At 62.2% G+C, this 23,452-nt stretch carries 15 protein-coding genes; 5 read left to right on the top strand and 10 right to left on the bottom strand.

The features are described from left to right. Positions 1 to 27: 27 nt before the first annotated feature. Both M5B99_RS07110 and M5B99_RS07105 read right to left on the bottom strand, forming a co-directional pair. Positions 28 to 1,830: an addiction module component gene (locus tag M5B99_RS07110; RefSeq protein ID WP_248803367.1), complete on the bottom strand. Its 1,803-nt coding sequence runs from the start codon at positions 1,828 to 1,830 to the stop codon at positions 28 to 30. Positions 1,831 to 1,949: 119 nt separating this feature from the next. Beyond that, a complete protein-coding gene (locus tag M5B99_RS07105; RefSeq protein ID WP_248803366.1) occupies positions 1,950 to 3,740 on the bottom strand; it encodes a hypothetical protein in 1,791 nt (596 codons plus the stop codon). A gap of 502 nt (positions 3,741 to 4,242) precedes the next feature. On the opposite strand from M5B99_RS07105, the gene M5B99_RS07100 reads away from it, so the two are divergent. Further along, on the top strand, positions 4,243 to 6,429 hold the full coding sequence (locus M5B99_RS07100) for an autotransporter outer membrane beta-barrel domain-containing protein (protein ID WP_248803365.1): 2,187 nt from the start codon (positions 4,243 to 4,245) through the stop codon (positions 6,427 to 6,429). A gap of 76 nt (positions 6,430 to 6,505) precedes the next feature. Here M5B99_RS07100 and M5B99_RS07095 read toward each other — a convergent pair whose 3' ends face one another. From M5B99_RS07095 to acnA, 3 genes are all read right to left on the bottom strand, one after another. Further along, a complete protein-coding gene (locus tag M5B99_RS07095; RefSeq protein WP_248803364.1) occupies positions 6,506 to 8,359 on the bottom strand; it encodes a hypothetical protein in 1,854 nt (617 codons plus the stop codon). Positions 8,360 to 8,717: 358 nt separating this feature from the next. Continuing rightward, positions 8,718 to 10,283: a methyl-accepting chemotaxis protein gene (locus tag M5B99_RS07090; protein ID WP_248803363.1), complete on the bottom strand. Its 1,566-nt coding sequence runs from the start codon at positions 10,281 to 10,283 to the stop codon at positions 8,718 to 8,720. Between the two features lie 276 nt (positions 10,284 to 10,559). Beyond that, positions 10,560 to 13,301, bottom strand: a complete 2,742-nt coding sequence (acnA, locus tag M5B99_RS07085) for an aconitate hydratase AcnA (RefSeq protein WP_248803362.1) — start codon at positions 13,299 to 13,301, stop codon at positions 10,560 to 10,562. A gap of 313 nt (positions 13,302 to 13,614) precedes the next feature. Between acnA and rlmM the strand changes: the two genes are divergently transcribed. Both rlmM and tusA read left to right on the top strand, forming a co-directional pair. Next, on the top strand, positions 13,615 to 14,682 hold the full coding sequence (rlmM, locus tag M5B99_RS07080; RefSeq protein WP_248803361.1) for a 23S rRNA (cytidine(2498)-2'-O)-methyltransferase RlmM: 1,068 nt from the start codon (positions 13,615 to 13,617) through the stop codon (positions 14,680 to 14,682). Between the two features lie 26 nt (positions 14,683 to 14,708). Further along, positions 14,709 to 14,960, top strand: coding sequence for a sulfurtransferase TusA (tusA, locus tag M5B99_RS07075; RefSeq protein ID WP_248803360.1), 252 nt, complete (start codon positions 14,709 to 14,711; stop codon positions 14,958 to 14,960). 103 nt (positions 14,961 to 15,063) lie between these two features. On the opposite strand, the gene M5B99_RS07070 is transcribed toward tusA, so the two are convergent. After that, positions 15,064 to 16,476: an MATE family efflux transporter gene (locus tag M5B99_RS07070; protein ID WP_248803359.1), complete on the bottom strand. Its 1,413-nt coding sequence runs from the start codon at positions 16,474 to 16,476 to the stop codon at positions 15,064 to 15,066. Positions 16,477 to 16,659: 183 nt separating this feature from the next. Between M5B99_RS07070 and pdxB the strand changes: the two genes are divergently transcribed. Beyond that, positions 16,660 to 17,802, top strand: coding sequence for a 4-phosphoerythronate dehydrogenase PdxB (pdxB, locus tag M5B99_RS07065; protein WP_248803358.1), 1,143 nt, complete (start codon positions 16,660 to 16,662; stop codon positions 17,800 to 17,802). Positions 17,803 to 18,053: 251 nt separating this feature from the next. On the opposite strand, the gene M5B99_RS07060 is transcribed toward pdxB, so the two are convergent. Continuing rightward, positions 18,054 to 18,230, bottom strand: coding sequence for a PA1571 family protein (locus M5B99_RS07060; RefSeq protein ID WP_248803357.1), 177 nt, complete (start codon positions 18,228 to 18,230; stop codon positions 18,054 to 18,056). A gap of 264 nt (positions 18,231 to 18,494) precedes the next feature. Here M5B99_RS07060 and M5B99_RS07055 point away from each other — a divergent pair, with 264 nt between their 5' ends. After that, the gene (locus M5B99_RS07055; RefSeq protein WP_412548701.1) at positions 18,495 to 20,288 is read left to right on the top strand and encodes an ABC transporter transmembrane domain-containing protein; all 1,794 of its coding nucleotides are present in this window, start codon (positions 18,495 to 18,497) and stop codon (positions 20,286 to 20,288) included. A gap of 67 nt (positions 20,289 to 20,355) precedes the next feature. Here the strand turns inward: M5B99_RS07055 and M5B99_RS07050 are convergent, their stop codons facing one another. The 3 genes from M5B99_RS07050 to M5B99_RS07040 form a co-directional block, all read right to left on the bottom strand. Continuing rightward, complete coding sequence (locus M5B99_RS07050) at positions 20,356 to 20,637, bottom strand: pyrimidine/purine nucleoside phosphorylase (RefSeq protein ID WP_100940553.1); 282 nt, start codon at positions 20,635 to 20,637, stop codon at positions 20,356 to 20,358. A gap of 210 nt (positions 20,638 to 20,847) precedes the next feature. Next, positions 20,848 to 21,390, bottom strand: a complete 543-nt coding sequence (locus M5B99_RS07045; protein WP_248803355.1) for an exonuclease domain-containing protein — start codon at positions 21,388 to 21,390, stop codon at positions 20,848 to 20,850. 69 nt (positions 21,391 to 21,459) lie between these two features. Then, positions 21,460 to 23,412 carry an acetyl/propionyl/methylcrotonyl-CoA carboxylase subunit alpha gene (locus M5B99_RS07040; RefSeq protein WP_248803354.1) on the bottom strand — a complete coding sequence of 651 codons (1,953 nt, stop codon included), beginning with the start codon at positions 23,410 to 23,412 and terminating at the stop codon, positions 21,460 to 21,462. Between the last annotated feature and the right edge of the window lie 40 nt (positions 23,413 to 23,452).

Below are 23,452 nucleotides of genomic sequence, written 5' to 3'. Positions count from 1 at the left end.
AGGGCTCCGGGAAAAAGGATGGGCAGCTCACGGGCGAACGGCCGGCGGACAGACGCCGGCCACGCGCATATCGAGATAGGCGCTCTGGCGCTTCGAACGGCCGGTTCCGGTCACGCTGTCGACGCTGAACGTGGCCTCGGCGTGGCCGTAGCAGGTGGCATCCAGTACCGTTCGCGGCACCCGCAGGTCGTAGCCGTTGCGGGTCTGTTCCTCGCTCAGCGGTTCGGAGGTGTGTGGCCATTGGTTCTTCGGATTGCCGCCAATCAGTTGGTCAAAGCCTTCGTAGAGGAAATGGATGACATCGCCCGGCTTGATGTTCAGATACGGGGCTATGTGGACCGGGGCGCCGTCCTGGCCGTTGAGCGCGTTGATTGCGCCATGTTCGTTCAGCTCGGTGAACAGCGGGGCTTGTGGGCCGGCCGGTCCGCCGGGCAGCTCTTCGCGGGAGCGGACGATGATGCTTTGCTCAAGTGATCTCGAGGTATTCGGATTGCCGGCCTGGCTGACGCTGTACCGCACGCGGATATCGCTGCCGGTGCCCACCGGCCGGAATCGGCTGCCCGGGACCGGGCGGTTCAGGTCGCGGGCGGCGGCGATATCGCTGGCGCTGATGGGATAAGGCGGTTCGAACATCGGCTGTGCGCCCCAGGACAGCTGGATCAACTGTCCTTCGCTGAAACCGGGGTTCCAGGCAAGGATGACGCTGGCATCGCGCTCGAAATCATTTTCGTCGATCAGGTTATCCACAGCCCCGGGCGAGGCGCCGCGAATGACTGGCCGCTGCAGTTCGCCGGGGACCGGCAGCCGGGCCCGGACGACGATATCCAGTGGCAATGAATAGCCGATGACATGACCGCCACGGTTGAGGTCATAGCTCAGCCGGATGGCGCCGTCGCCGGCGGCATCGACGGTCTCGAAGGGGACATCGATGCGCAGGATGATCGCTTGGCCGATGGATTCCGGATCGAACGGGCCCAGGGCCTCATCGCCCCAGTGCAGGAGGATCTGGTCGCCGCCCTCCACCAGGTCCGAGGTGGGAATCGATACTTCGATACCGGCTTGCGCCTGCTGGTGGTCGATGGGCCCGATGTAGCCGTCGATGATCGGCGCGGGGAGGTCAGTCACCGGCTCATTGAGCAACAGCAGGAGGTCGGTGGCGGTCGAGTCCTGGGAGACATTCTCGGCCCGGTCGGTGACGGTGTAGAACACCGGCCCGTTGAAATCGCCCAGCGACTCGAGAAAGGCGCGGGGAAATTCGATGATCAGCTCCCGGGGCTCGATATCCTCCTCTTCGACCTTCCCGCCGGGACCTTCGGTCCCCCCCCAGAACGTCCTGATCCGATCGCCGATGGCGAAGCCGCTGTAGCCGTGGACGGTACCTGGAAGTATTTCGCCCAGTTGCGTCAGTTCTTCCGAGGTCAGGCCGTCGTTGACGGCCGTGGGGAAATCGAGGGGCGCGAGGGTAGTGGGATAACCGGGGGCGGTGGTGTCGATTTCGAGGGGGCAGGGAAAGGAGTCGCTGTGTTCCTGGCTGAAAGTATCGGTCACACGATAGGCCAGCTGATACTTCCCCTCGACCAGTGCGTCGAGGGGGATATAAAGTTCCAGCGGGTCGCCGGGCCTGTCCTCGGGGTTGATCGCTTTGCTATTGCCGACAGGCTCCTCGTTCCAGAGCAATTGGTAGGTTTCGCTGGTTGAAGGATTGTCCCAGACCTTGAGGGTGACCAGGACCGGGGCATTCAGTGCACTGAGGGGTAATAAACCATCTTCGAAGGCGTCGGGAACATCCGGTTTATCGAAAATGGGTGTGCGCGAAGTTGTAATGGTCATTGTATTTTCCTTATTTGAATGCGGCCTTGTAGAGAAGGCCGCAGACACACTGAGGCACTTGATAAGTATTTACTTATAAAGGGCTTGTCGGGTTTGCAGATGGATGTAACTTTGCAGCGTCAGTTGCAGCCGACACCGGGTTTGTTCATGCTGACCGGTGCCGAGCCCACCAATGAGTTGGCCGGTTCCTGGTTATGTTCAGGACGCGGTTCGACCCGATAGGTAACTTCTGCATAGCCTTTGCAGATGCTGATCAAGTTGGCCAGCGGAATCAGAAAGGTCAGGCCGGTGTCGATATTGGTCGGGTTGATGGTGTCGGTCTTTTCATAGCGGGCCGCCGGGATCGGGGTGCCATCCAGTTCGAATCCTTCGAACGTCAGGGCAATGTCGTGGTAGAGGCGGATATTGTCATAAGGCCTGACCAGTACCGGCGTGCCGTCCGGACTCAGGCTCGGAATGACATGGCCGGCGTCGGACAGTCGGGTAAACACCGGTTCCAGAAGGCCGAGATCGCCACCGGGCTGTTCCATTTTCGAGCGAACCACCACCGCCTGGCTCGGCGCCAGTGCCGGGTTGGGGTTGCTGTCGCGGGTGACGGTGTAGGTCACCGGGATAGCGGCCCCCGTACCCTCGGCCTTGATCACCGTATTGCCTACCTCGATGTCGAAATCGACGCCGGCATTGAAGTCGGCCTGGGTGATCTGATACCACTGCGGCACCTGCTGCTGGCCCCAGTGCAGGTTGATGTAGTCGTCGACCCGCAGTCCGTTGACCCAGCGGAAGATGGCCCGCGCATCCAGTTCATAGTCGTCCGGGTCGATGACGTTGTCGTCGCGGTTGGGGTTGTCGCTGGTGCCCTGGATCGTCAGCGGTTGCAGGCGTTCCTCCGGCACCGGCAGGGTCAGGTAGACCGCCACCGGCAGGACCAGCGAGGTACCCTTCAGTTCGCCATTGCGGCGCACTTCATAGTGGACATTGACCGTGGCTTCGGGGAAGCGGTTGATAATGTCGAATTGCAGGACCGGAGAAAGAATCGGATCCTGGTCTTCGTCGCCATCCTGGATCGGAATGGCCGGCAACGGGTTGCTGTCGCCCCAATACAGCGTGACCAGGTCGCCGGGCAGGGCGCCGATGTAATGAGGGATATCGACGGTGACACCGGCCTTGGCATCGTTGTAATCGATCAACCCACCCTGTGCCGGGCTGGCCTGTTCGACGATCGGCCGCGGCAAGTCGTTGGGAATCTCGGCCAGCAGCAAGCGGATCTGCCGTGCCAGGGAGCGCGGCGAGACGTTGGTGGCGCGGTCGGTGACGATATAGGTCACATCCGACAGGGCGTTGCCGACCTGGGATTCGACGTTTTCAAGAAAGGCGCGACTGAATGAAATCGGCACTTCTTCCAGCTCGATATCGTTCATCTGCACGGTGGCCGTGGGGCCCGGGATGTCGCCCCAGAACGTCTCGATGAAATCACCTTGGGCCATGGTGCTATAGCTGCTCACGATGACATCGAGGGTATCGCCCAGCGCGGTCAATTCCGCGGAGGTCAGGCCGTCATCGACCTCTTTGGGGAAGGCCATCGGGCCATGGCTCGGCAGGCCGGGACGGGTGGTATCGACTTCGATCAGGGTGTCGAAGGAGGGGGTTGTCTCTTTGCTGATCTTGTCGTAGAGGTCATAACGGAGCTTGTATTTTTTATCGGTTGGATTCAGCGGGTCATTCTTTTCAACCAGCAGCTCCACGGGAATATCCAGGCTCAGGTATTCATCCGGATTTGCCAGGTCTTCGTCCAGGACGTCGGTGGGTGTGCCAACGGCATTGTCATCCCAGAACAATTGATAGGTCTGGTCGGTCGTGGCGTCGTCCCATAATTTAAAGGTAACGGGAAGTGGCGCGTTGAGTGCACTCAAGGGCAATAAGCCGTCCGGAAATGCGCTCGCTACATCAGGTTTATCCAGATTCTTGTGACCGGCGCGGATGTAACTATTTTGCGTGAGTATAAGGCGCTTCTTGTTTGTGCACATATTGCTGTTCCTGATTGGAAATGAATGAAGGCAGGGCAACTGACCGTGTCGGATGTTGATGGGTCAGGGCCGTGTTACTTCAGGTTTTATCGATAGGCGTTTTCCTATTCGGGACTCACGTAATAGAGGTGTCGGAAAGGTGTCAAGCACTATTCTTTGGTTTTTTCAGGCCTCGAAGTTTTTGAAAGGATCCACTTTGTGTGGGAAGGTACTGTGTGAATTTTAGGAAAGTTCTGACTTTTTTGACGGCCTTTTTTAATATTAAATCGTGCTCGAGCCTTATCAAACTATTACTTCTTTTAGTGGAGAAGAAGTAATGTTGCGCACGACTGATCGATTGACCCCGTTTTGCTATCGATATAAAGGCCTCGGGAAAGCGGCTTGCCTCATGGGGGCGGTATTGGGTTCCCCGCTGAGCCTGGGCCAAGAGGCTTCGGACAATGAACCTCTGGGGATGGTGGACAATCGCCGAGAAACGGTGACGGCCGAGAGCGAGGTGACTTCATGGCAGGTGATCAACCGGGGGGTGTTGGAAATTGCCGAGGGTGGCGCGGCTACCAGTATCAGGGTTCAGGGAGTCGGATCCCAGGTGATAGTCAACGGTGGCCAGGTCAGCGAAGGGATCGAGTTGATTGCGGCAAAGGCAACCCTTAGTGAAGCGGATGTCAGCAACGCTACCGGGACGGCGCTCTTGCTGAGCACCCTGACATCGAATGGTGCGAAAACCCCCTCGAGGGCCGATATCCAGGGCAGCACGCTTTCCGGGGCTGGAATAGGGGTTGCGGTGGCGGCGTTGGGGCAGCTCAGCCTCGATAATACCCGGGTGTTCGGCAGCGACTATGGCGGTGTGGGCGGTGTGGGTATCCGCTTGCTCGGGGCTACGCTGAACATGACCAACAACAGCTATGTGCAGGGTGATTCAATCGGCTTGCAACTCGACGGTCGAACGGCGGCGCCGGGCGGGCCGATCATTCCCCAGGAAGCCGAAATCGTTGTCGACAATTCAACGATTGAAGGTCTGACCGGCCCGGCCATCTCGGCGGACCAGGCCACGATTGCGAAAATCACCGTGCAGAACGGTGCGAGCCTGCTGGCCGGCAACGGTATCTTGCTGGACGTGTCGGGCGCCAGCACCATGGGTTTCACCGCTGATAGCAGTTTGTTGCGTGGTGACCTGGTGGCCGACGACAGCAGCACCCTGGATGTCACCCTGCAAAACGGTGCTCGACTGTTCGGCAACCTGGTCAACACCAACAGCGTGGCGATCAACAGTCGAGCGAACTGGACGCTGACCGGCGATGCCGAGGTCAAATCGCTGTCCATGGACGGGGGGAGCGTGACCCTGGGGTCGGCCGAACAGTTCTACACCTTGTCCTTGGGCGAGCTGTCCGGGAGCGGCATGTTCAATATGCACGTCAACCTGCAGGACAACATGGGTGATCGCTTGGACATCAATGGCCAGGCCCACGGCAATTTCCTGCTGAATGTGCAGAACACCGGGCTGGAGCCCAATTCCCCGGAAATCACGCCCTTGCACGTCGTACATACCGAAGGCGGCGATGCGCTGTTCGAGGTGGTCGGTGGCAGCGTCGACCTGGGCGTCTACTCCTATCAGCTGGAAAAGCAGGGCGACGATTGGTTTATCGTCGGCACTGGCAAGACCATCAGCCCCTCGACCGAAGCCTCGCTGGCGTTATTCAGCGTCGGGCCGACCATCTGGTACGGTGAGCTGGCTACCTTGCGCAGCCGCATGGGTGAAATCCGCACCAGTGGCGAGGGCGGTGGCTGGATCCGCGGCTACGGCAACCAGTACAACGTCACCGCCGAGGCGGGCTTCGGCTACAAGCAGCGGCAGAAAGGCCTGTCTTTCGGGGTCGATCTGCCGGTACCGGTGAGTGATGGACAGTTGCTGGTCGGGGTCATGGCTGGGCACAGTCGTTCCGACCTGAGCCTGAGCCGTGGTACCTCCGCCACGGTGGACAGCTACTCCCTCGGGGCCTACGGCACCTGGTTGCGCGAGGACGGCTACTACCTCGACGGCGTGCTCAAGTTGAACCGTTTCGATAACCAGGCCGATGTCTCGATGACCAACGGCACCAAGGCCAAGGGTGACTACGACAACTTCGCCTACGGCGGGTCGCTGGAGTTCGGCAAACACATCAAGTTGCGTGACGATATGTTTGTAGAACCTTACGCGCAGCTGTCCTCGGTGCTGGTCAAGGGGGATAACCACCAGTTGGACAACGGCCTGAGAGTGGATAACGGCCGGACCGTTTCCGTGCTCGGCAAGGCTGGCGCGACTCTGGGGCGAAATCTCGAACTGCGCGACGGCAGTTTGCTGCAACCTTACTTGCGGGTGGCCATGGCCCATGAATTTTCCCGCAACGACAATACGGTGAAGGTCAATGACACGGCCTTTGACAACAGCCTGTTCGGCACCCGTGGCGAACTGGGTGTCGGGGTTTCCGCGGCGCTTTCGAAGGACCTGCAGTTGCACGCCGACTTCGACTACATGAAGGGCGAGCACATCGAGCAGCCCTGGGGTGTCAATCTCGGCCTGCGCTACGCCTTCTGATCCCTGTCGTCATGGATGACAGCCGCTATCGAAGCCCCCGACGACGGATCGCCGAGGGCTTTTTCATGACGGGCGTTCAACGCGCCATGACGCTCGCGCGTGACGAGATATAGACATCGGCGGGCAATGAGATGACCCGTCCCAGCTCGCTGATCACCTCGTAGCGCGCGCGGCCACGACCGTGCCCGATGGCCATCAGGCGCGCCAGTGGCACTCGCAACCGGCAGCCGTTACGTAGCTCGTGCTCGCCGACCAGGCGTTCGGCGCTGAAGCTCGCGGCCTCGATCTCGTTGCCTCCGGTCAGCGCGTCAAAACCGCAAAAGCGCAGGACGATGCGGTCGCCGAGTTTCATGTTGCGATAGGGGCTGACCAGCAGCACCGTGCCCTCGGGATCCTTGCGCGGGTCCACTACATTCAGCACATTGGCCGCGGTGAACACCGGCTCCATCAGGCCGGCCGAGCCGCCCGGCAACTGCATCTGGAAAATCACTGCGACCGATTGCTTGGGCGAGTAGGAGGTGTTCGGGTTACCTTCCCGGGTCACGGTGTACTGCACGCTGATATCGACCCCGCAGCCTTGCTCGGCAATCAGGCTGTTGGGCACGTTGATCACCAGATAGCAGGCGGCCTCGACATCGCGCTGGGTAATCGGATGTACCAGCGGCTGGCCGGATTGTCCCCAGAACAGGTTGATCCGGTCGCCGACCTGGAACGCTCTGCGCCAGGCGATGACCGCGTCGGCCGAGAGTTGCGCGTTGTCTTCATCGAGGTAGTTGTCCAGCCGCCGGCCATGCGGATTCTTGCCCTTGATCAGCGGTGCGGCCAGGGCCTCGTTGACCAGTGTCTGCGGGGTCGGGTCCTGCGGGCCGGGTAGTTGCAAGAAAACCTCGAGTTCCAGCTCCGGTGAGGTAAACACCTTGCTATTACGGCGCACCTGGTAGTTCACCCGGGCCGGGCCGTCGCCGTGGCGGGAAATCACCAGATACCGCGCGACGACGTTCAGCAGCAAGGGCTTGTCCAGTTCGTGGGCGGTGATGACGCGTCGGGCAGCGGCCCGTTCACCGTTCCAGAGCACGCAGATCTCATCGCCGATGGCGACATGCTGGTAGCTGGGCACCGCAATCTTCACGCCGACGCGAGCATGGGCATCATGCACCTGGCCGTTTTCGATCTGCAGGGCGAAGGGCGCTTGCAGATTGGTCGGTACTTGCTGCAACTGTAACTTGAGCATCACCGCTTGCGAGCGCACGGAGGTATTGCCGGCGCGATCACGGATGCTGTAGCTGAGGGCGAACTCGCCGTTGCCCAGGTGTTCGAGGAAGTGTCGGTCAACGCTGAGTTGGACTTTATCGCTGCCCAGTTCATCGGCTTGTACCTTATGGCTGGGGCCGGCGTGTTCGCCCCAGTAACTTTGGATGACATCGCCCCACTGCATGTCGAAGTAGCCGGGGACCGTGACAGTGAGTTGGTTGCCCAGGGCGACGAGTTCGCTGTTGCTCAGGCCGTCGAGGGCGAGGGGAGGAAGGATAAGAGCGGCCAGGAGTGTGCCACCGGGTGGGCTGCGATCAATGGCAAGAGGAGTGGTTTGCGACAGATAGGCGATGGTGTCGGGGCCTGTGGTTATCCGATAACCGAGCTGATGGGTCCCTTCGGCGGCGAGCGTGGCGACCGGGATTTGCGCATACAACAGATCGCCAGGTTGCAGCGGCGGCGCCAGTTTCATGGGTTCGCCAATCAATGCGTTGTCCCAGGTGAGCTGGTAGAAGTCGTCGGGTCGCGCATTCGGCCAGAGGGGCAAGGAGACGGTGATCGGGGTGTCCAGTTCGCTGGCCGGCAGCAGTCCATCCTCCGGGGCGGCTTGCTCGACACGGGGAGCGATAAGGTCCTCTTTCATGAAGCGAGACTGTTGGGTATTCACTAGATCCATCATAAGGATAGTCCTGCTATCTAATTGAGTGTTGTCAGGTAGTTTCACGGTCAGACTATTTACCGATTATTGTGAGTGTTTTGCATCGGTACGTGCGGCTCTGGCAAATAAGGCATGAAAGTCTCAAGTAGGCGTGGTAACTATCTATGCGGTGTCATGCCAGATCTTTAACGAATAGTAACCGTCAGGACTTGTCAAGGGTTTTGCAGAGTGTGGGTTTGAGGGTTGTATGTGGAGTCAGTTAAAGGTCTGTATTGATTGGGAAGTTTCTTACTTTAAAAGAAGAATCAGCGGGGTTTTCTTTGGGCAATAAAAAACCCGATGACTATTCATCATCGGGTTCTGTACAACGTTTTAACCGTTACCGATTAAAACGCGCCACCAACGAATATTGCGTATTGGCGGTGCGGGTCAACTCTTCGCTCAAGTGCGCCGAGTCGTGGGCCTGTTCCGAAGTCTGGTCGGCCAGTTGGGCAATGGTGCTGATATTGCGGCTGATCTCTTCGGCCACTGAGCTTTGCTCTTCGGTGGCGGCGGCGATCTGGGTGGTCATGTCGGTGATATTGGCCACCGCTTCGCTGATCCCGACCAGCGCCGCATCGGCTTCCATGACCCGCTCCACGCCTTCCTGGGCCTGGCGGTGGCCGGCGTCCATGGTTTGCACGGCGTTGCCAGCAGTCTGTTGCAGCTTGGCGATCAGGGCGTGGATCTGCCCGGTGGATTCGCTGGTGCGCTGCGCCAGTTGTCGCACTTCATCGGCGACCACCGCGAAACCACGCCCCATTTCCCCGGCGCGGGCCGCTTCAATGGCTGCGTTCAAGGCCAGCAGGTTGGTCTGGTCGGCAATCCCCTTGATCACATCGACCACGCCGCCGATCTCGTCGCTGTCCTTGGCCAGTTGCGTGACCGTGCTGCCGGTCTCGCCGACCACCACCGACAGGCGCTCGATGGCCTCGCGGGTTTCCCCGGCGATATCGCGACCGCGACTGGTCAGGCGATTGGCTTCCTGGGTCGCATCGGCCGTGCGCTGGACGTGGCTGGCGACTTCCTGGGTGGTGGCGGCCATCTGATTGACCGCGGTGGCCACCTGCTCGGTTTCCTGGCGCTGGCGATCCAGGCCGGTGGAGCTCTTCTGCGCCAGTTCGTCGGACCTCTTCGCCTGGTGAGTCAGGTGCTTGGCGGTGTCCTGCAAGCGGGTCAGGCAGGTTTTCAGGCGTGCTTCCTGGCTCAGGATGGACATTTCCAGACGAGCCTGGGCACCACGGCTGTCGGTGTACATCTGCGCGATCAGCGGGTCGGAGGTGGTCTGTTCGGCCAGGAGCAACAGGCGCTTGAGGCCGCGTTGCTGCCAGCTCAGGCCCATCAGGCCGAGCGGCACCGAGATCGCCGCGGCAAGGGCGAAGCCCCAGTGGGAGTTGAGCCAGACGCCGATCAGGAAGCTGACCTGGCTGACCAGGATGAATGGCAGCCAGTCCTGCAGCACCGGCAGCCATTTATCGCGCCGTGGTACGGCCGACTTGCCCTGGTTGATGCGCTGGTACAACGCCTCGGCACGGCGGATCTGCTCGGGGGTGGGCTTGACCCGCACCGACTCGTAGCCGATCACCTGGTTGCCTTCGAAAACGGGCGTCACATAGGCATTGACCCAATAATGGTCGCCATTCTTGCAGCGGTTCTTGACAATGCCCATCCATGGCAGGCCTTGTTTCAGAGTGTTCCACATATGCGCAAACACCGCCGAGGGAACGTCCGGGTGCCGCACCAGGTTGTGCGGTGCGCGGATCAGTTCTTCACGGGAAAATCCACTGATCTCGACGAAAGCGTCGTTGCAGTAGGTGATCACGCCTTTGGCGTCGGTAGTGGAAATCAACCGTTGCTGAGCGGGGAAGGTGCGTTCTCGTTGGGTAATGGGTTGGTTATTACGCATGGTTTCTCTATCCGCAAGGCTTTGACGGAATATCGGCAGGGTTGGGGAAATATTGAATACATTTTTCAACACTGAGGGGCGGGTCGCATCTAGCCGTTAGTGGACTTGACCTCAAGGTGAATCGCTTGCAGCAACAAAGGCTTGAGCCTAGCAGTGTACGAAAAGTGGCGCCTTATTTCGTTGACTTTAATTGGCACTCGAGTACCACACTTGTCCCCCCACATAAAAAACACCGGCCGGGGCCGGTGTTTTATCAGACTAACGGCAGTGCACCGATCAGGAAGCGATCAATTGCCGCAAGACATAATGCAGAATCCCCCCGGCCTTGAAGTATTCCACTTCGTTCAGGGTATCGATCCGGCACAGCACCTCGATTTTCTCCTGGCTGCCGTTTTCACGGGTCAGAGTCAGCGGCAGGTTCATCCGCGGTTGCAGGTCGGCGCCGCTCAGCCCGCCGATACTCAAGGTTTCCTTGCCGGTGAGCTGCAGGCTCTTGCGGTTCTGGTCGAGCTTGAACTGCAATGGCAGCACGCCCATGCCCACCAGGTTGGAACGGTGGATACGCTCGAAACTCTCGGCGATCACCGCCTTGACCCCCAGCAGGTTGGTGCCCTTGGCAGCCCAGTCACGGCTCGAGCCGGTGCCGTACTCCTGGCCGGCAATCACCACCAGGGGCGTCCCTTCGGCCTGATAGCGCATGGCCGCGTCGTAGATCGGCAGCTTCTCGCCGGACGGCACATGGAAGGTGTTGCCGCCTTCCTCGCCACCGAGCATTTCGTTGCGGATACGGATATTGGCGAAGGTGCCGCGCATCATCACCTCGTGGTTGCCGCGGCGTGAGCCGTAGGAGTTGAAGTCCCGCGGTTCCACGCCCAGTTCGCACAGGTAACGACCGGCGGGGCTGTCGGCCTTGATATTGCCGGCGGGGGAGATGTGGTCGGTGGTCACCGAGTCGCCGAGCAGGGCCAGTATCCGTGCGCCCTGGATGTCTTCGATCAGCGGCGGGGGCCCGGCGATATCGTCGAAGAACGGTGGGTGCTGGATATAGGTCGAATCCTTCTGCCAGACATAGGTGGCGGCCTGGGGCACTGCAATTGCCTGCCACTGGGCGTCGCCGGCGAAGACTTCGGCATACTCCTTGTGGAACATGGCGGTATCGACCTGGGCCACCGCCTCGGCGATTTCCTTCTGGCTCGGCCAGATATCCCGCAGGTACACCGGCTTGCCGTCCTGGTCTTCACCCAGCGGTTCGCGACTGATATCGATGCGCACGCTGCCGGCCAGGGCATAGGCCACCACCAGCGGCGGCGAGGCCAGCCAGTTGGTCTTGACCAGCGGATGCACCCGGCCCTCGAAGTTGCGGTTGCCGGACAGCACCGAGGCGACGGTGAGATCGGACTGGGTAATGGCTTTTTCAATCGGCTCGGGCAACGGCCCGGAGTTGCCGATGCAGGTGGTGCAGCCATAGCCCACCAGGGCGAAGCCCAGTTCGTCGAGGTAACGGGTCAGGCCGGCGGCCTTGTAGTAGTCGGTCACCACCTTGGAACCGGGGGCCAGGGAGCTCTTGACCCAGGGTTTGCGTTTCAGGCCTTTTTCCACGGCCTTCTTTGCCACCAGACCGGCGGCCATCATCACGCTGGGATTGGAGGTGTTGGTACAGGAGGTAATGGCGGCGATGACTACGGCGCCATTCTTCAGCCGATAGGTCTGGCCTTCGTAGCTATAGTCGGCTTCGCCGACCATATCCGCATTGCCCACCGCGACACCGCCGCCACCTTCGCTTTCCAGGCGGCCTTCGTCCTTGTGCGCCGGTTTGAATTGCAGCGCCATGAAGTCGCTGAAGGCTTGCGCGACATCCGGCAGCGACACCCGGTCCTGCGGGCGCTTGGGCCCGGCCAGGCTGGCTTCGACGCTGGCCATGTCCAGGGCCAGGCTGTCGCTGAAGGCCGGTTCATGGCCCGCCAGCCGCCACAGGCCCTGGGCCTTGCTGTAGGCCTCGACCAGCTTGACGGTTTCGCTTGGCCGGCCGGACAGGCGCAGGTAATCCAGCGTCACCTCGTCCACCGGGAAGAAACCGCAGGTGGCGCCGTATTCCGGGGCCATGTTGGCGATGGTCGCGCGATCCGCCAGGGGCAGTTCGGCCAGGCCGTCGCCGTAGAACTCGACAAACTTGCCGACCACGCCTTTCTTGCGCAGCATCTGGGTCACCGTCAGCACTAGGTCGGTGGCGGTGATGCCTTCCTTGAGCTTGCCGGTGAGCTTGAAGCCGATTACTTCGGGAATCAGCATCGATACCGGCTGGCCGAGCATCGCCGCTTCCGCCTCGATGCCGCCGACGCCCCAGCCGAGCACGCCGAGGCCGTTGATCATGGTGGTGTGGGAGTCAGTGCCGACCAGCGTGTCGGGGAAGGCATAGGTGCGGCCGTCCTCATCCTTGGTCCAGACGGTACGGCCGAGGTACTCGAGGTTGACCTGATGGCAGATCCCGGTGCCCGGCGGCACCACGCTGAAATTGTCGAAGGCGTTCTGGCCCCAGCGCAGGAAGGCGTAGCGTTCACCGTTGCGCTGCATTTCGATATCGACGTTCTCGCCGAAGGCCGCCGGGGTGGCGAACTTGTCGACCATCACCGAGTGGTCGATCACCAGATCGACCGGGGAGAGCGGGTTGATCCGCTGCGGATCGCCGCCGGCCTTGGCCACGGCGGCACGCATGGCGGCCAGGTCGACCACTGCCGGTACCCCGGTGAAGTCCTGCATCAGCACCCGGGCCGGACGGTACTGGATTTCCCGGTCGGAGCTGCGCGTCTTGAGCCAGGCGGCGATGGCTTTGAGGTCGGCGCCGGTGACAGTCTTGCCGTCTTCCCAGCGCAGCAGGTTTTCCAACAGGACCTTGAGCGACATCGGCAACTTGTCCAGGTTGCCGAGGGACTTGGCGGCATCCGGGAGACTGAAATAGTGGTAGGTCCTGGCGCCTACCGCCAGGGTTTTAAGGGTTTTCAGGCTATCGAGGGAGGACATGAAATGACTCCTTGAGGCCCGCACGGCACGGGCCGGGTGGAACGAACAGAGCCTTAAACCTAGCTCCGATTGGGAAAACTGGCTAATTACTGGACTCTATGGGCAAGTCCAAGGTTCCGAACTCGGCTATGATGCGCCGGTTTGTGGCGAGGGGGCTTGTCGGAATGCCGCACCGCCCCGTACGGCTGCGAAGTAGTCGTAAATCCCTGATTGTGTACTGTCTGGAACAATGCATTTGTCGATTTTAGGGCCGCTGCGCGCCCCAGCGGGGGCAAGCCCCCTCGCCATAGCGCAGACTGTCTAGGAGTTATCCATGAACACCCTCTTTATGCATTGCCGTCCCGGCTTCGAAGGTGAAGTCTGCTCGGAGATTTCCGAGCACGCCGCGCACCTGGACGTCCCGGGCTACGCCAAGGCCAAGGCCAACAGCGCCTGCGCCGAGTTCGTCTGCGGTGACGACGACGGCGCGCGTCGACTGATGGCCGGCTTGCGGTTCGCCGAGCTGATCTTTCCCCGGCAATGGGCGCGTGGGCGCTTTATCGACCTGCCGGAAACCGATCGCATCAGTGTGATCCTCGCCGAGCTGGCGCAATGGCCGATCTGCGGCAGTCTCTGGCTGGAAGTGGTCGATACCAATGACGGCAAGGAACTGTCGAACTTCTGCAAGAAATTCGAAGGCCCGTTGCGCAAGGCCCTGACCCAGGCCGGCAAGCTGGTGGAGGATGCGCACAAGCCGCGCCTGCTGCTGACCTTCAAGAGCGGGCGGGAAGTCTTTCTCGGTCTGGCCGAGGCGGACAATTCGGCGATGTGGCCGATGGGCATTCCCCGGCTCAAGTTCCCCAGGAGCGCCCCGAGCCGTTCGACCCTCAAGCTGGAAGAGGCCTGGCACCACTTTATCCCCCGCGGCCAGTGGGACGAGCGCCTGCACAGCGACATGACGGGTGTCGACCTTGGCGCCGCGCCCGGCGGCTGGACCTGGCAACTGGTCAACCGGGGCATGCTGGTGACGGCCATCGATAACGGCCCCATGGCCGAAAGCCTGATGGACACCGGCCTGGTCCAACACTTGATGGCGGATGGCTTCACCTTCAAGCCGAAACAGCCGGTGGACTGGATGGTCTGCGATATTGTCGAGAAACCGGCGCGCAACGCCGCCTTGCTCGAGACCTGGATCGGCGAGGGGCATTGCCGCGAGGCGGTGGTCAATCTCAAGTTGCCGATGAAACAGCGTTATGCCGAAGTCCGGCGGTTGCTGGAGCGTATCGAAGAGGGTTTCAAGGCCCGCGGCATCCGGGTGGCCATCGGTTGCAAGCAGCTGTACCACGACCGTGAGGAAGTGACTTGCCACCTGCGTCGACTGGATGTGAAAAAAGCTAGATAATGCCGGCCTGGTTTCAGGAGTGAAGAATGACCCAGCCCCACGACCCCGCCGTTGACGGCACCCTCGACGCCACCGGGCTCAATTGCCCGGAGCCGGTGATGATGTTGCACCAGCACATCCGCGACCTGCCGCCTGGGGGGCTGCTCAAGGTGATCGCCACCGATCCGTCGACCCGTCGTGACATTCCCAAGTTCTGTGTCTTCCTTGACCATGAACTGGTGGAACAGCGCGAAGAGGCCGGTATCTACCTGTACTGGATTCGCAAGAAGCTCGACTAGGAACGCCGAGCGCTTGTTGTGGGAGCGGAGCTTGCCCGCGAAGTTCTTGGCGGTCTTGAGGGCCCCTTCGCGGGCAAGCTCCGCTCCCACAGAAGCTCCGCTCCTATAGCGACCGCGCCGAGTGCATCCGGATTCTTCGGCGCGCGCTGCGCACCAAGCGGATCGAGAGCATCACCGCCGCGCACGACAAGCCCACGATCAAACCCTGCCACAACCCGCTGGGGCCATTGGGCGGACCCAGCCAGTCGGTCAGGCCCAGGGCGTAACCTACCGGCAAACCGATGCCCCAATAAGCAAACAACGTCAGGATCATGGTCACCCGGGTGTCCTGGTAACCACGCAAGGCCCCGGCCGCCGTGACCTGGATCACATCCGAGATCTGGAACAGCGCCGAGTACACGATCAACATGGTCGCCACCTGGATCACCCGCGGATCATTGGTGTAGATGGTCGCCAGGTGCTCGCGGAACAGCAGCATCAGGCTCGCCGACACACAGCCATAGGCCAGCGCCGTGGCCACGCCCACCCCGGCGGTGAAGCGCGCCTCACGGGGCTGTTCGCGGCCCAGGGCCTGGCCGACCCGCACGGTAATGGCCATGCTCAGGGAATAGGGGACCATGAACACCAGCGAGCTGATATTCAGGGCAATCTGATGCCCGGCCACCACCGTGGCCCCGAGGCTGCCGATCAGCAGGGCGATCACCGAAAAGATACTGGCCTCGGCGAATATCGCAATGCCGATGGGCAGGCCGATATTCAGCAAACGCTTGATCACCGCCCACTGCGGCCACTCGAAATGGCTGAACACCTGGCTCGGCCGATAGACCTTGGCCCAGCGTACCCAGCCGGCCATGCCGAACAGCATGCACCACATCACGATCGCCGTGGCCCAGCCGCAGCCCGGTCCGCCCATGGCCGGTACGCCGAAATGCCCGTAGATGAACACGTAGTTCAACGGAATATTCAGCGCCAACCCGCACAGGCCGAGGACCATGCTCGGGCGGGTGCGACCCATGCCGTCGCTGCAGCAGCGCAGCACGTGATAGAGCGCCACCGTCGGCAGGCCCGTGCCGATACCGCGCAGATAGTCCATGCACGGGCCGATCAGCTCGGGGTCGACCTTCATCAGGTGCAGGACCGGCTCGGCATTGTAGAGGATCACCCCCGCCGCCAGGCCCACCACCAGCGCCAGCCACAGGGCCTGGCGCACCAGCGGGCCGATCTCGGCGGGGGTTCCGGCGCCATGACGCTGGGCGACCTTGGGCGTGGTTGCCAGCAGGATGCCGGTCATCAGCAGGAACACCGGCACCCAGATCGAATTGCCCAGCGCCACCGCCGCCAGGTCGCGCGGGCTCACCCGGCCGGCCATCACCGCGTCGACGAAGCCCATGGCGGTGTGCGCCAGCTGGGCGATAATGATCGGCAGGGCCAGGCCCAGCAGGTTGCGCAGTTCCAGGCGCACCCGGGCGGGGCGACTCAGCGGGGGGCTAGCAGGTGTTGCAGTGAGGCTGTTCACCAATGATGTATCCAGGCGTGACGCGAAAAACCGTCGATTCTACCGGTTGACGCAAGGGTCAGGTAATCGCCGGTTGTAGCTCATTTGTAAGGTCGACGCTCCCGCCAGGACCATGGAGGGACGCTTGGCTGGCCCTCGGATGCTGACTGCGCCTACACTGCGCCCTTGTCCAAGGAGCCTGCCATGCTGATTGTTGCCGACGAAAATATTCCCCTGATCGATGCCTTCTTTGCCGGTTTCGGCGAGATCCGCCGCTTGCCTGGCCGCGGCATTGACCGGGCGGCGGTGGCCGAGGCGGATGTGCTGCTGGTGCGTTCGGTGACCCAGGTCAGCCGCGAGTTGCTCGAAGGCAGCCCGGTGCGTTTCGTCGGCACCTGCACCATCGGCACCGATCACCTCGACCTGGACTATTTCCGGGAGGCCGGCATTCACTGGTCCAGCGCTCCCGGTTGCAATGCCCGTGGGGTGGTCGACTATGTGCTGGGCAGCTTGCTGACCCTGGCGGAAATCGAAGGCGTCGACCTGACCGCACGCACCTATGGGGTGATTGGCGCGGGTGAAGTCGGCGGACGCCTGATCAAGGTCCTGCGAGGGCTGGGTTGGAACGTCCTGGTCTGCGACCCGCCGCGCCAGGCGGCTGGAGGCGGCGATTATGTCGGCCTGGAGCAGATCATCGAGCAGTGCGACGTGATCAGCCTGCACACGCCCTTGACCCGTACGGGCGAGCAACCCACCTGGCATCTGCTCGATCGCCAGCGCCTGGAGCAGCTCAAGCCCGGTACCTGGCTGATCAACGCCGCACGCGGCCCGGTGGTGGACAACACCGCGTTACGCGAAGTGCTGCTGGCCCGTGACGACCTGCAGGCGGTGCTGGATGTCTGGGAGGCCGAGCCGGAAGTGGATGTCGCGCTGGCCGAGTTGTGCGTGCTGGGTTCGCCGCATATCGCCGGGTATAGCCTCGACGGCAAGCAACGCGGTACTGCGCAGATCTATCAGGCATTCTGCGCCTTCCTCGACCAGGTGCCCACGATCGCTCTCGATGAACTGCTGCCCAAGCCCTGGCTGGCACAGGTCACCCTCAATGCCGGCAGCGATCCGGCCTGGGCCATGGCGATGATCTGTCGTGGGGTCTACGATCCGCGGCGCGACGATGCGGATTTGCGCCGCAGCCTGACTGGCAGCGTGACCGAGCAGAAAGTCGCGTTCGACCTGCTGCGCAAACACTATCCCGAGCGTCGGGAAATCGAAGGCTTGCCGGTGAAGATCAACGGCGATGACGCGGCGTTGCGCCAGTTGGTGCTGGCCCTGGGCGCCGTGCTGCTATAAGCGAAATGTGTGGGATTTCCGGCGGTTTGCATCGTCTGTCCGACCATCATCGTCGGCCAGCCGGCTTGCGCGGGTCTGCGCCTCATCACAAAATATCGTGCTGCCACTACCTATGTGGGCACCGGCTTGCCGGCGATGGGGCCCTTGAGACTGGCATCGTCACCGGCTACCCACAAGGTAGTGCGGCGTTTTCAACTCAGCAGGCACAAAAAACCCGGCAGCAAGTCCGGGTCAAGGGGGAGTTCGGGCTGTCAGTCTTGCTCGGCAGGCTTGACCAAGCGCTGTTCCAGTTCGCGGCAAGCGTCCTGGATCATTTCTTCGGTGATCGGTACTTCACGACCCTGGGCGTCGATAATCGCGCAACCCAACTTCTGCGGACAGGGACGAATCACCGGAATCTGGTTGCTGCTGCTGTCTTGCAAGTCCATGGCCTGTCTCCTCGCTCAGGTTTCGTCATCAGGTTCATCTAGAGATTATAGGCGTCGCATGACCAGCCTGTTACAACACGCTACAAGCAAGGCGACGTCTCCAGTGCAACAGAAACCGCCCGTCACCGCCAGAGAGGCTTTAGACCAATACTTTCTAGGGATTAGCATGCACGGTCATAATTAATCCGATTGATTGCGTTTTGCACAAGTTTCCTCCCGGTTCGGTGTAGGCTCTGTCTTCATCGCCTAACGGATTCCTTGCCAATGCTCTCTGCCCGCCATCGCCGTGCCATTCGCCTGGCCAGCCGTTTTGTCGCCCCCTATCGCTGGCAGGCGCTCGGTGCCCTGGTGGCGCTGATCGTTACCGCCGGCATTACCCTGTCCATGGGCCAGGGCATCCGCCTGTTGGTGGACAAGGGTTTCATGACCCAGTCGCCGCAGTTGCTCAACCAGTCCATCGGCTTGTTCATGCTGCTGGTCCTGGGCCTGGCGGTGGGCACTTTCGCACGGTTCTACCTGGTGTCCTGGATCGGCGAGCGGGTGGTGGCGGATATTCGTCGGCAGGTGTTCAACCACTTGATCTACCTGCACCCGGGGTTCTACGAGAACAACCGCAGTTCGGAAATCCAGTCGCGCCTGACCGCCGACACCACGCTGTTGCAGTCGGTGATCGGCTCGTCGCTCTCGCTGTTCCTGCGCAACGCCTTGATGGTCATTGGCGGGGTGGTGCTGCTGTTTATCACCAACCCCAAACTCACCAGCATCGTGGTTGTCGCCTTGCCGCTGGTGCTGGCGCCGATCCTGATCTTCGGCCGCCGGGTGCGCGGCCTGTCGCGCCTGAGCCAGGATCGGATCGCCGATGTCGGCAGCTACGTCAGCGAAACCCTCGGCCAGATCAAGACCGTGCAGGCCTACAACCACCAGGCCCAGGATGAACAGCGCTTCGCGGTGACCGTCGAGCAGGCTTTCGAGACGGCGCGCAAGCGCATCGTGCAACGGGCCTGGTTGATTACCCTGGTGATCGTGCTGGTGCTGGGCGCGGTGGCGGTGATGCTCTGGGTCGGTGGCATGGATGTGATGGCCGGGAAGATTTCCGGCGGCGAACTGGCGGCCTTTGTCTTCTACAGCCTGATCGTCGGCAGCGCCTTCGGTACCCTCAGCGAAGTGATCGGTGAGTTGCAGCGGGCCGCCGGGGCCGGGGAACGGATCGGCGAATTGTTGCAGTCGAGCAATGAAATCACCGCGCCGGTCGGCGGCGGGGTGAAGCTGGCCGAGCGGGTCAGCGGCAACCTGGTGCTGGAGAATCTGCGTTTCAGCTACCCCTCACGTCCGGACAGTCATGCCATAGACGGCTTGAACCTGACGGTCAGGGCCGGGGAAACCCTGGCCCTGGTCGGGCCGTCAGGGGCGGGCAAGTCCACGGTGTTCGACCTGTTGCTGCGTTTCTACGATCCGCAACAGGGTCGTCTGCTGCTCGACGGTCAGCCGCTGACCGAACTGGACCCGCAGGACCTGCGCCGTTGCTTTGCGCTGGTCTCGCAAAGCCCGGCGCTGTTTTTCGGCAGCGTCGAGGAAAATATCCGCTACGGCAATCCGGCGGCCACTGATGCCCAGGTCCGCGAGGCGGCGCGTATCGCCCATGCTCACGAGTTTATCGAGCAAATGCCCGAGGGCTACCGCACGCACCTGGGGGATGGTGGGTTGGGGCTGTCCGGTGGCCAACGGCAACGCCTGGCGATTGCCCGGGCGTTGCTGGTGGACGCGCCGATCCTGCTGCTGGACGAGGCCACCAGTGCCCTCGATGCCCAGAGCGAACACTTGATCCAGCAAGCGCTGCCGAGCCTGATGCACGGGCGCACCACCCTGGTGATCGCCCACCGCCTGGCCACGGTGCAGAACGCCGACCGGATCGCGGTGATGGATCAGGGCAAGCTGGTGGCGATCGGCACCCACGCCCAGCTGATCGCGAGCAACCCGCTGTACGCGCGGCTGGCGGCATTGCAGTTCAATGCGCGGGGCGCGGAATTCGTGCCGGGGGACACGGCGACTGAAGCTTGACCGATCAAGTAGCACGGCATAAAAAACGGCGCCCATAGGCGCCGTTCGGGTGTCTTGCCGCCCGGACTCAGCGGTATTCGCACAGGTAAGCGGTGTCCACGGCGACTTTCAGCTGGAACTTGCTGTTGGCCGGCACGTTGAACTGGCTGCCGGTTTCGAAGGTTTCCCAGGTGCTGCTGTCCGGCAGCTTGACGGTCAGGGAGCCGGAGATCACGTGCATGATCTCGCGCTGGGCGGTACCGAATTCGTATTCGCCCGCGGCCATCACGCCGATGGTGGCGGCGCCTTCGGCTTGTGCGAAGGCAATCGACTTGACGGTGCCGTCGAAGTACTCGTTGACTTTAAACATGGGCGATTCCTCGAAATGAGCTGAAAAATTTGGCCGACCAGTATGCCCAAGGCGTTTTGCCTCGTCACGCGTTGAAGAAGGTGCTGCGGATTTCATCAGCGCCGAGGCCCCCTGTGGGAGCGGAGCTTGCCCGCGAAGAGGCCCTCAGGACCGCCAAGAGCTTCGCGGGCAAGCTCCGCTCCCACAGGGGCCGCCACAGGGCCGCTGTCATCAGCTCGGCAGGCTCAGCGGCAGCAGGCGCGCGGTATTGCGTGCATCCTCCAGCGCCCGGTGCTGCTGGCCATTGAATTGCAGCCCGGCCAGTTGCAAGGCGCCGTTCAGGCCCAGCGGCCGCTCCAGGCGCCGGGCCTTGGCGAAGCGCTGCTTGAGGTTGATATGCGGCACCTGGTCCAGGGCACTCGACACGCCGAGCTGCCGCCAGTCCTGTTCCAGTTGCCGGCGGTCGTAGTCGCCCCAGCTGGCCCAGCCTTCCAGTCGGCCCTGATGCTGGCCCAGCCAGCGCTCGAACAACGGCCAGACCTCGCCCAGTGGCGCGGCACCGTCGATCTGGGCCTGGCTGATATGGGTCAGCTCGCGGCAGAACAGGGTCAGCAAGGGCCGGCGCAGGGGCCTGACAAAACGCTGGAAGTGGTCCAGCTCGCGGCCTTCACGGTTGACCAGGGTGGCGCCGATTTCGATGATTTCCATCTCCGCCAGCGGCCAGCCCCCATCGTCCGTCGTGGCTTCCAGATCAATCACCAGCCAGTGGGCCATCGCAAGCTCCGAATACAGCATCCTAGTCGGACTCAAGCGTAGCCAAAGGCGCTTGATCCGCCTAGCGGCTTATTCGACTTCCAGCAGGATCTGGCGGTTTTTCACCTGATCGCCCTGGATTACGCGCACCTGGCGGACCACGCCATCCATCCCGGCCTTGAGTGGGTGCTCCATTTTCATGGCTTCCAGGACCAGCAGCAGTTGGCCTTTGCAGACCGTATCGCCTTCGCTGACCAGCACCTGGACGATGGCGCCGTCCATCGGTGCCTGCAGCGTGCCGCCAGCGACAGCACCCGGAGCTTGCACCGGCGTGTGGGTGCGGTCGCGCAGGTGCAGGCTGCCCGGGCTGGTGAAGAGCCAGAGCTGGTCGCCGTCGAGGCGGTAGGCGTAGCGCCGGAGCACACCGTCGATCTGCACCCGTACCCAGCGTGCATCGCGTTCCAGTATGCGCAATTCGACGCGCTCATCGCCCCGTTGGACCCGCAGGGCCTCGCCGGGGCGGTCGCTGAGCAGCAGGTCGAAGCGGGCGTCTTCCAGCGCCAGTCGATAGGGACGCGGGACACTGGCGGTGTTGCGCCAACCCGAAAGCCCCGGCGCATGCCGGTCAGCCGGCTGCCGATAGAACAGCGCGCTGGCCAGGGCCAGCTCTACCGTCGAGGGGGCATGGCTCGGGTGTTCGCAGAAATGTTCGTCGATAAAGGCGGTACTGAACCGGCCCTCGATAAAGCGCGGATGCTTCAGCATCTGGGCCAGCAGACGCTGATTGCTGGCAATCCCCAGCAACACGCAATCCTCGACCACCCGCAACAACCTGCGCCGGGCTTCTTCGCGGGTCGCGCCGTGGGCGATCAGCTTGCCCAGCAGCGGATCGTAGAACGGGCTGATGGTGTCGCCCTCGAGCAGGCCGTGATCGATCCGTACGCCGGCCATCGGCGCCGGTTCCCAACCAAGGACCTGCCCGGTTTGCGGCAGGAAATCGTGGGTCGGATCTTCCGCATACAGGCGTACTTCAATGGCATGGCCCTTGAATTCGACCTGTTCCTGGCGCAACGGTAGCGGCAGGCCGGCGGCGACATTGATCTGCCAGGCCACCAGGTCGAGGCCGGTGATCATTTCGCTGATCGGGTGTTCGACCTGCAAGCGGGTGTTCATCTCGAGGAAATAGAACTGGCCGCGGGTGTCGAGCAGGAACTCCACGGTGCCGGCGCCGACATAGTTCACCGCACGGCCGGCCTTCAATGCCGCTTCGCCCATGGCCTGGCGCAGTTCGGCGGTCATCACCGGGCAGGGTGCCTCCTCGATGACTTTCTGGTGACGGCGCTGGATCGAGCAGTCCCGTTCGCCGAGGTGGATCAGTTGGCCCTGCTGGTCGCCGAACAGCTGGATTTCCACATGACGCGGTTCGACCAGCGCCTGTTCCAGGATCAGTTCGTCGCTGCCGAAGGCGTTCAGCGCTTCCGAGCGGGCGCAATGGATCTGTTGCGCCAGTTCCTCGGGTCGTTGCACCCGGCGCATGCCGCGTCCGCCGCCGCCGGCGCTGGCCTTGATCATCAGCGGATAACCGAGGCGTTCGGCTTCGCGGGCCAGGGTTGCGTCATCCTGTTCGGCGCCGTGGTAGCCGGCGATGCATGGCACGCCGGCGGCGAGCATGGTGATTTTCGACAGGCGCTTGCTGCCCATCAGGGCGATGGCAGCGGGGCTGGGGCCGATAAAGGTCAGGCCGACGTCCAGGCAGGCCTGGGCGAAGGCGGCGTTTTCCGAGAGCAGGCCGTAGCCGGGGTGGAGTGCATCGGCGCCGGTTTTACGGGCGGCGTCGAGCAGGGCGGCGCTGTTCAGGTAGGACTGGGCGACCGGGGGAGGGCCGATGCAGACCGCTTCGTCGGCCAGGTGGACATGGCGGGCTTGGGCATCGGCTTCGCTGAATACGGCGACGGTGCGATAGCCCAGGGTCTGGGCGCCGAGGATGATCCGGCAGGCGATTTCACCGCGGTTGGCGATCAGGATTTTATGGAAGGCGGGCATGGGGTTCATCCTCGGGTGAATGTGTTGTCAGTGAGGCCGC

The sequence above is a fragment of the Pseudomonas sp. MWU13-2100 genome, from assembly GCF_023242365.1.
Lineage (GTDB): Bacteria > Pseudomonadota > Gammaproteobacteria > Pseudomonadales > Pseudomonadaceae > Aquipseudomonas.
This window is presented reverse-complemented; position numbering and strand designations above follow the sequence as displayed.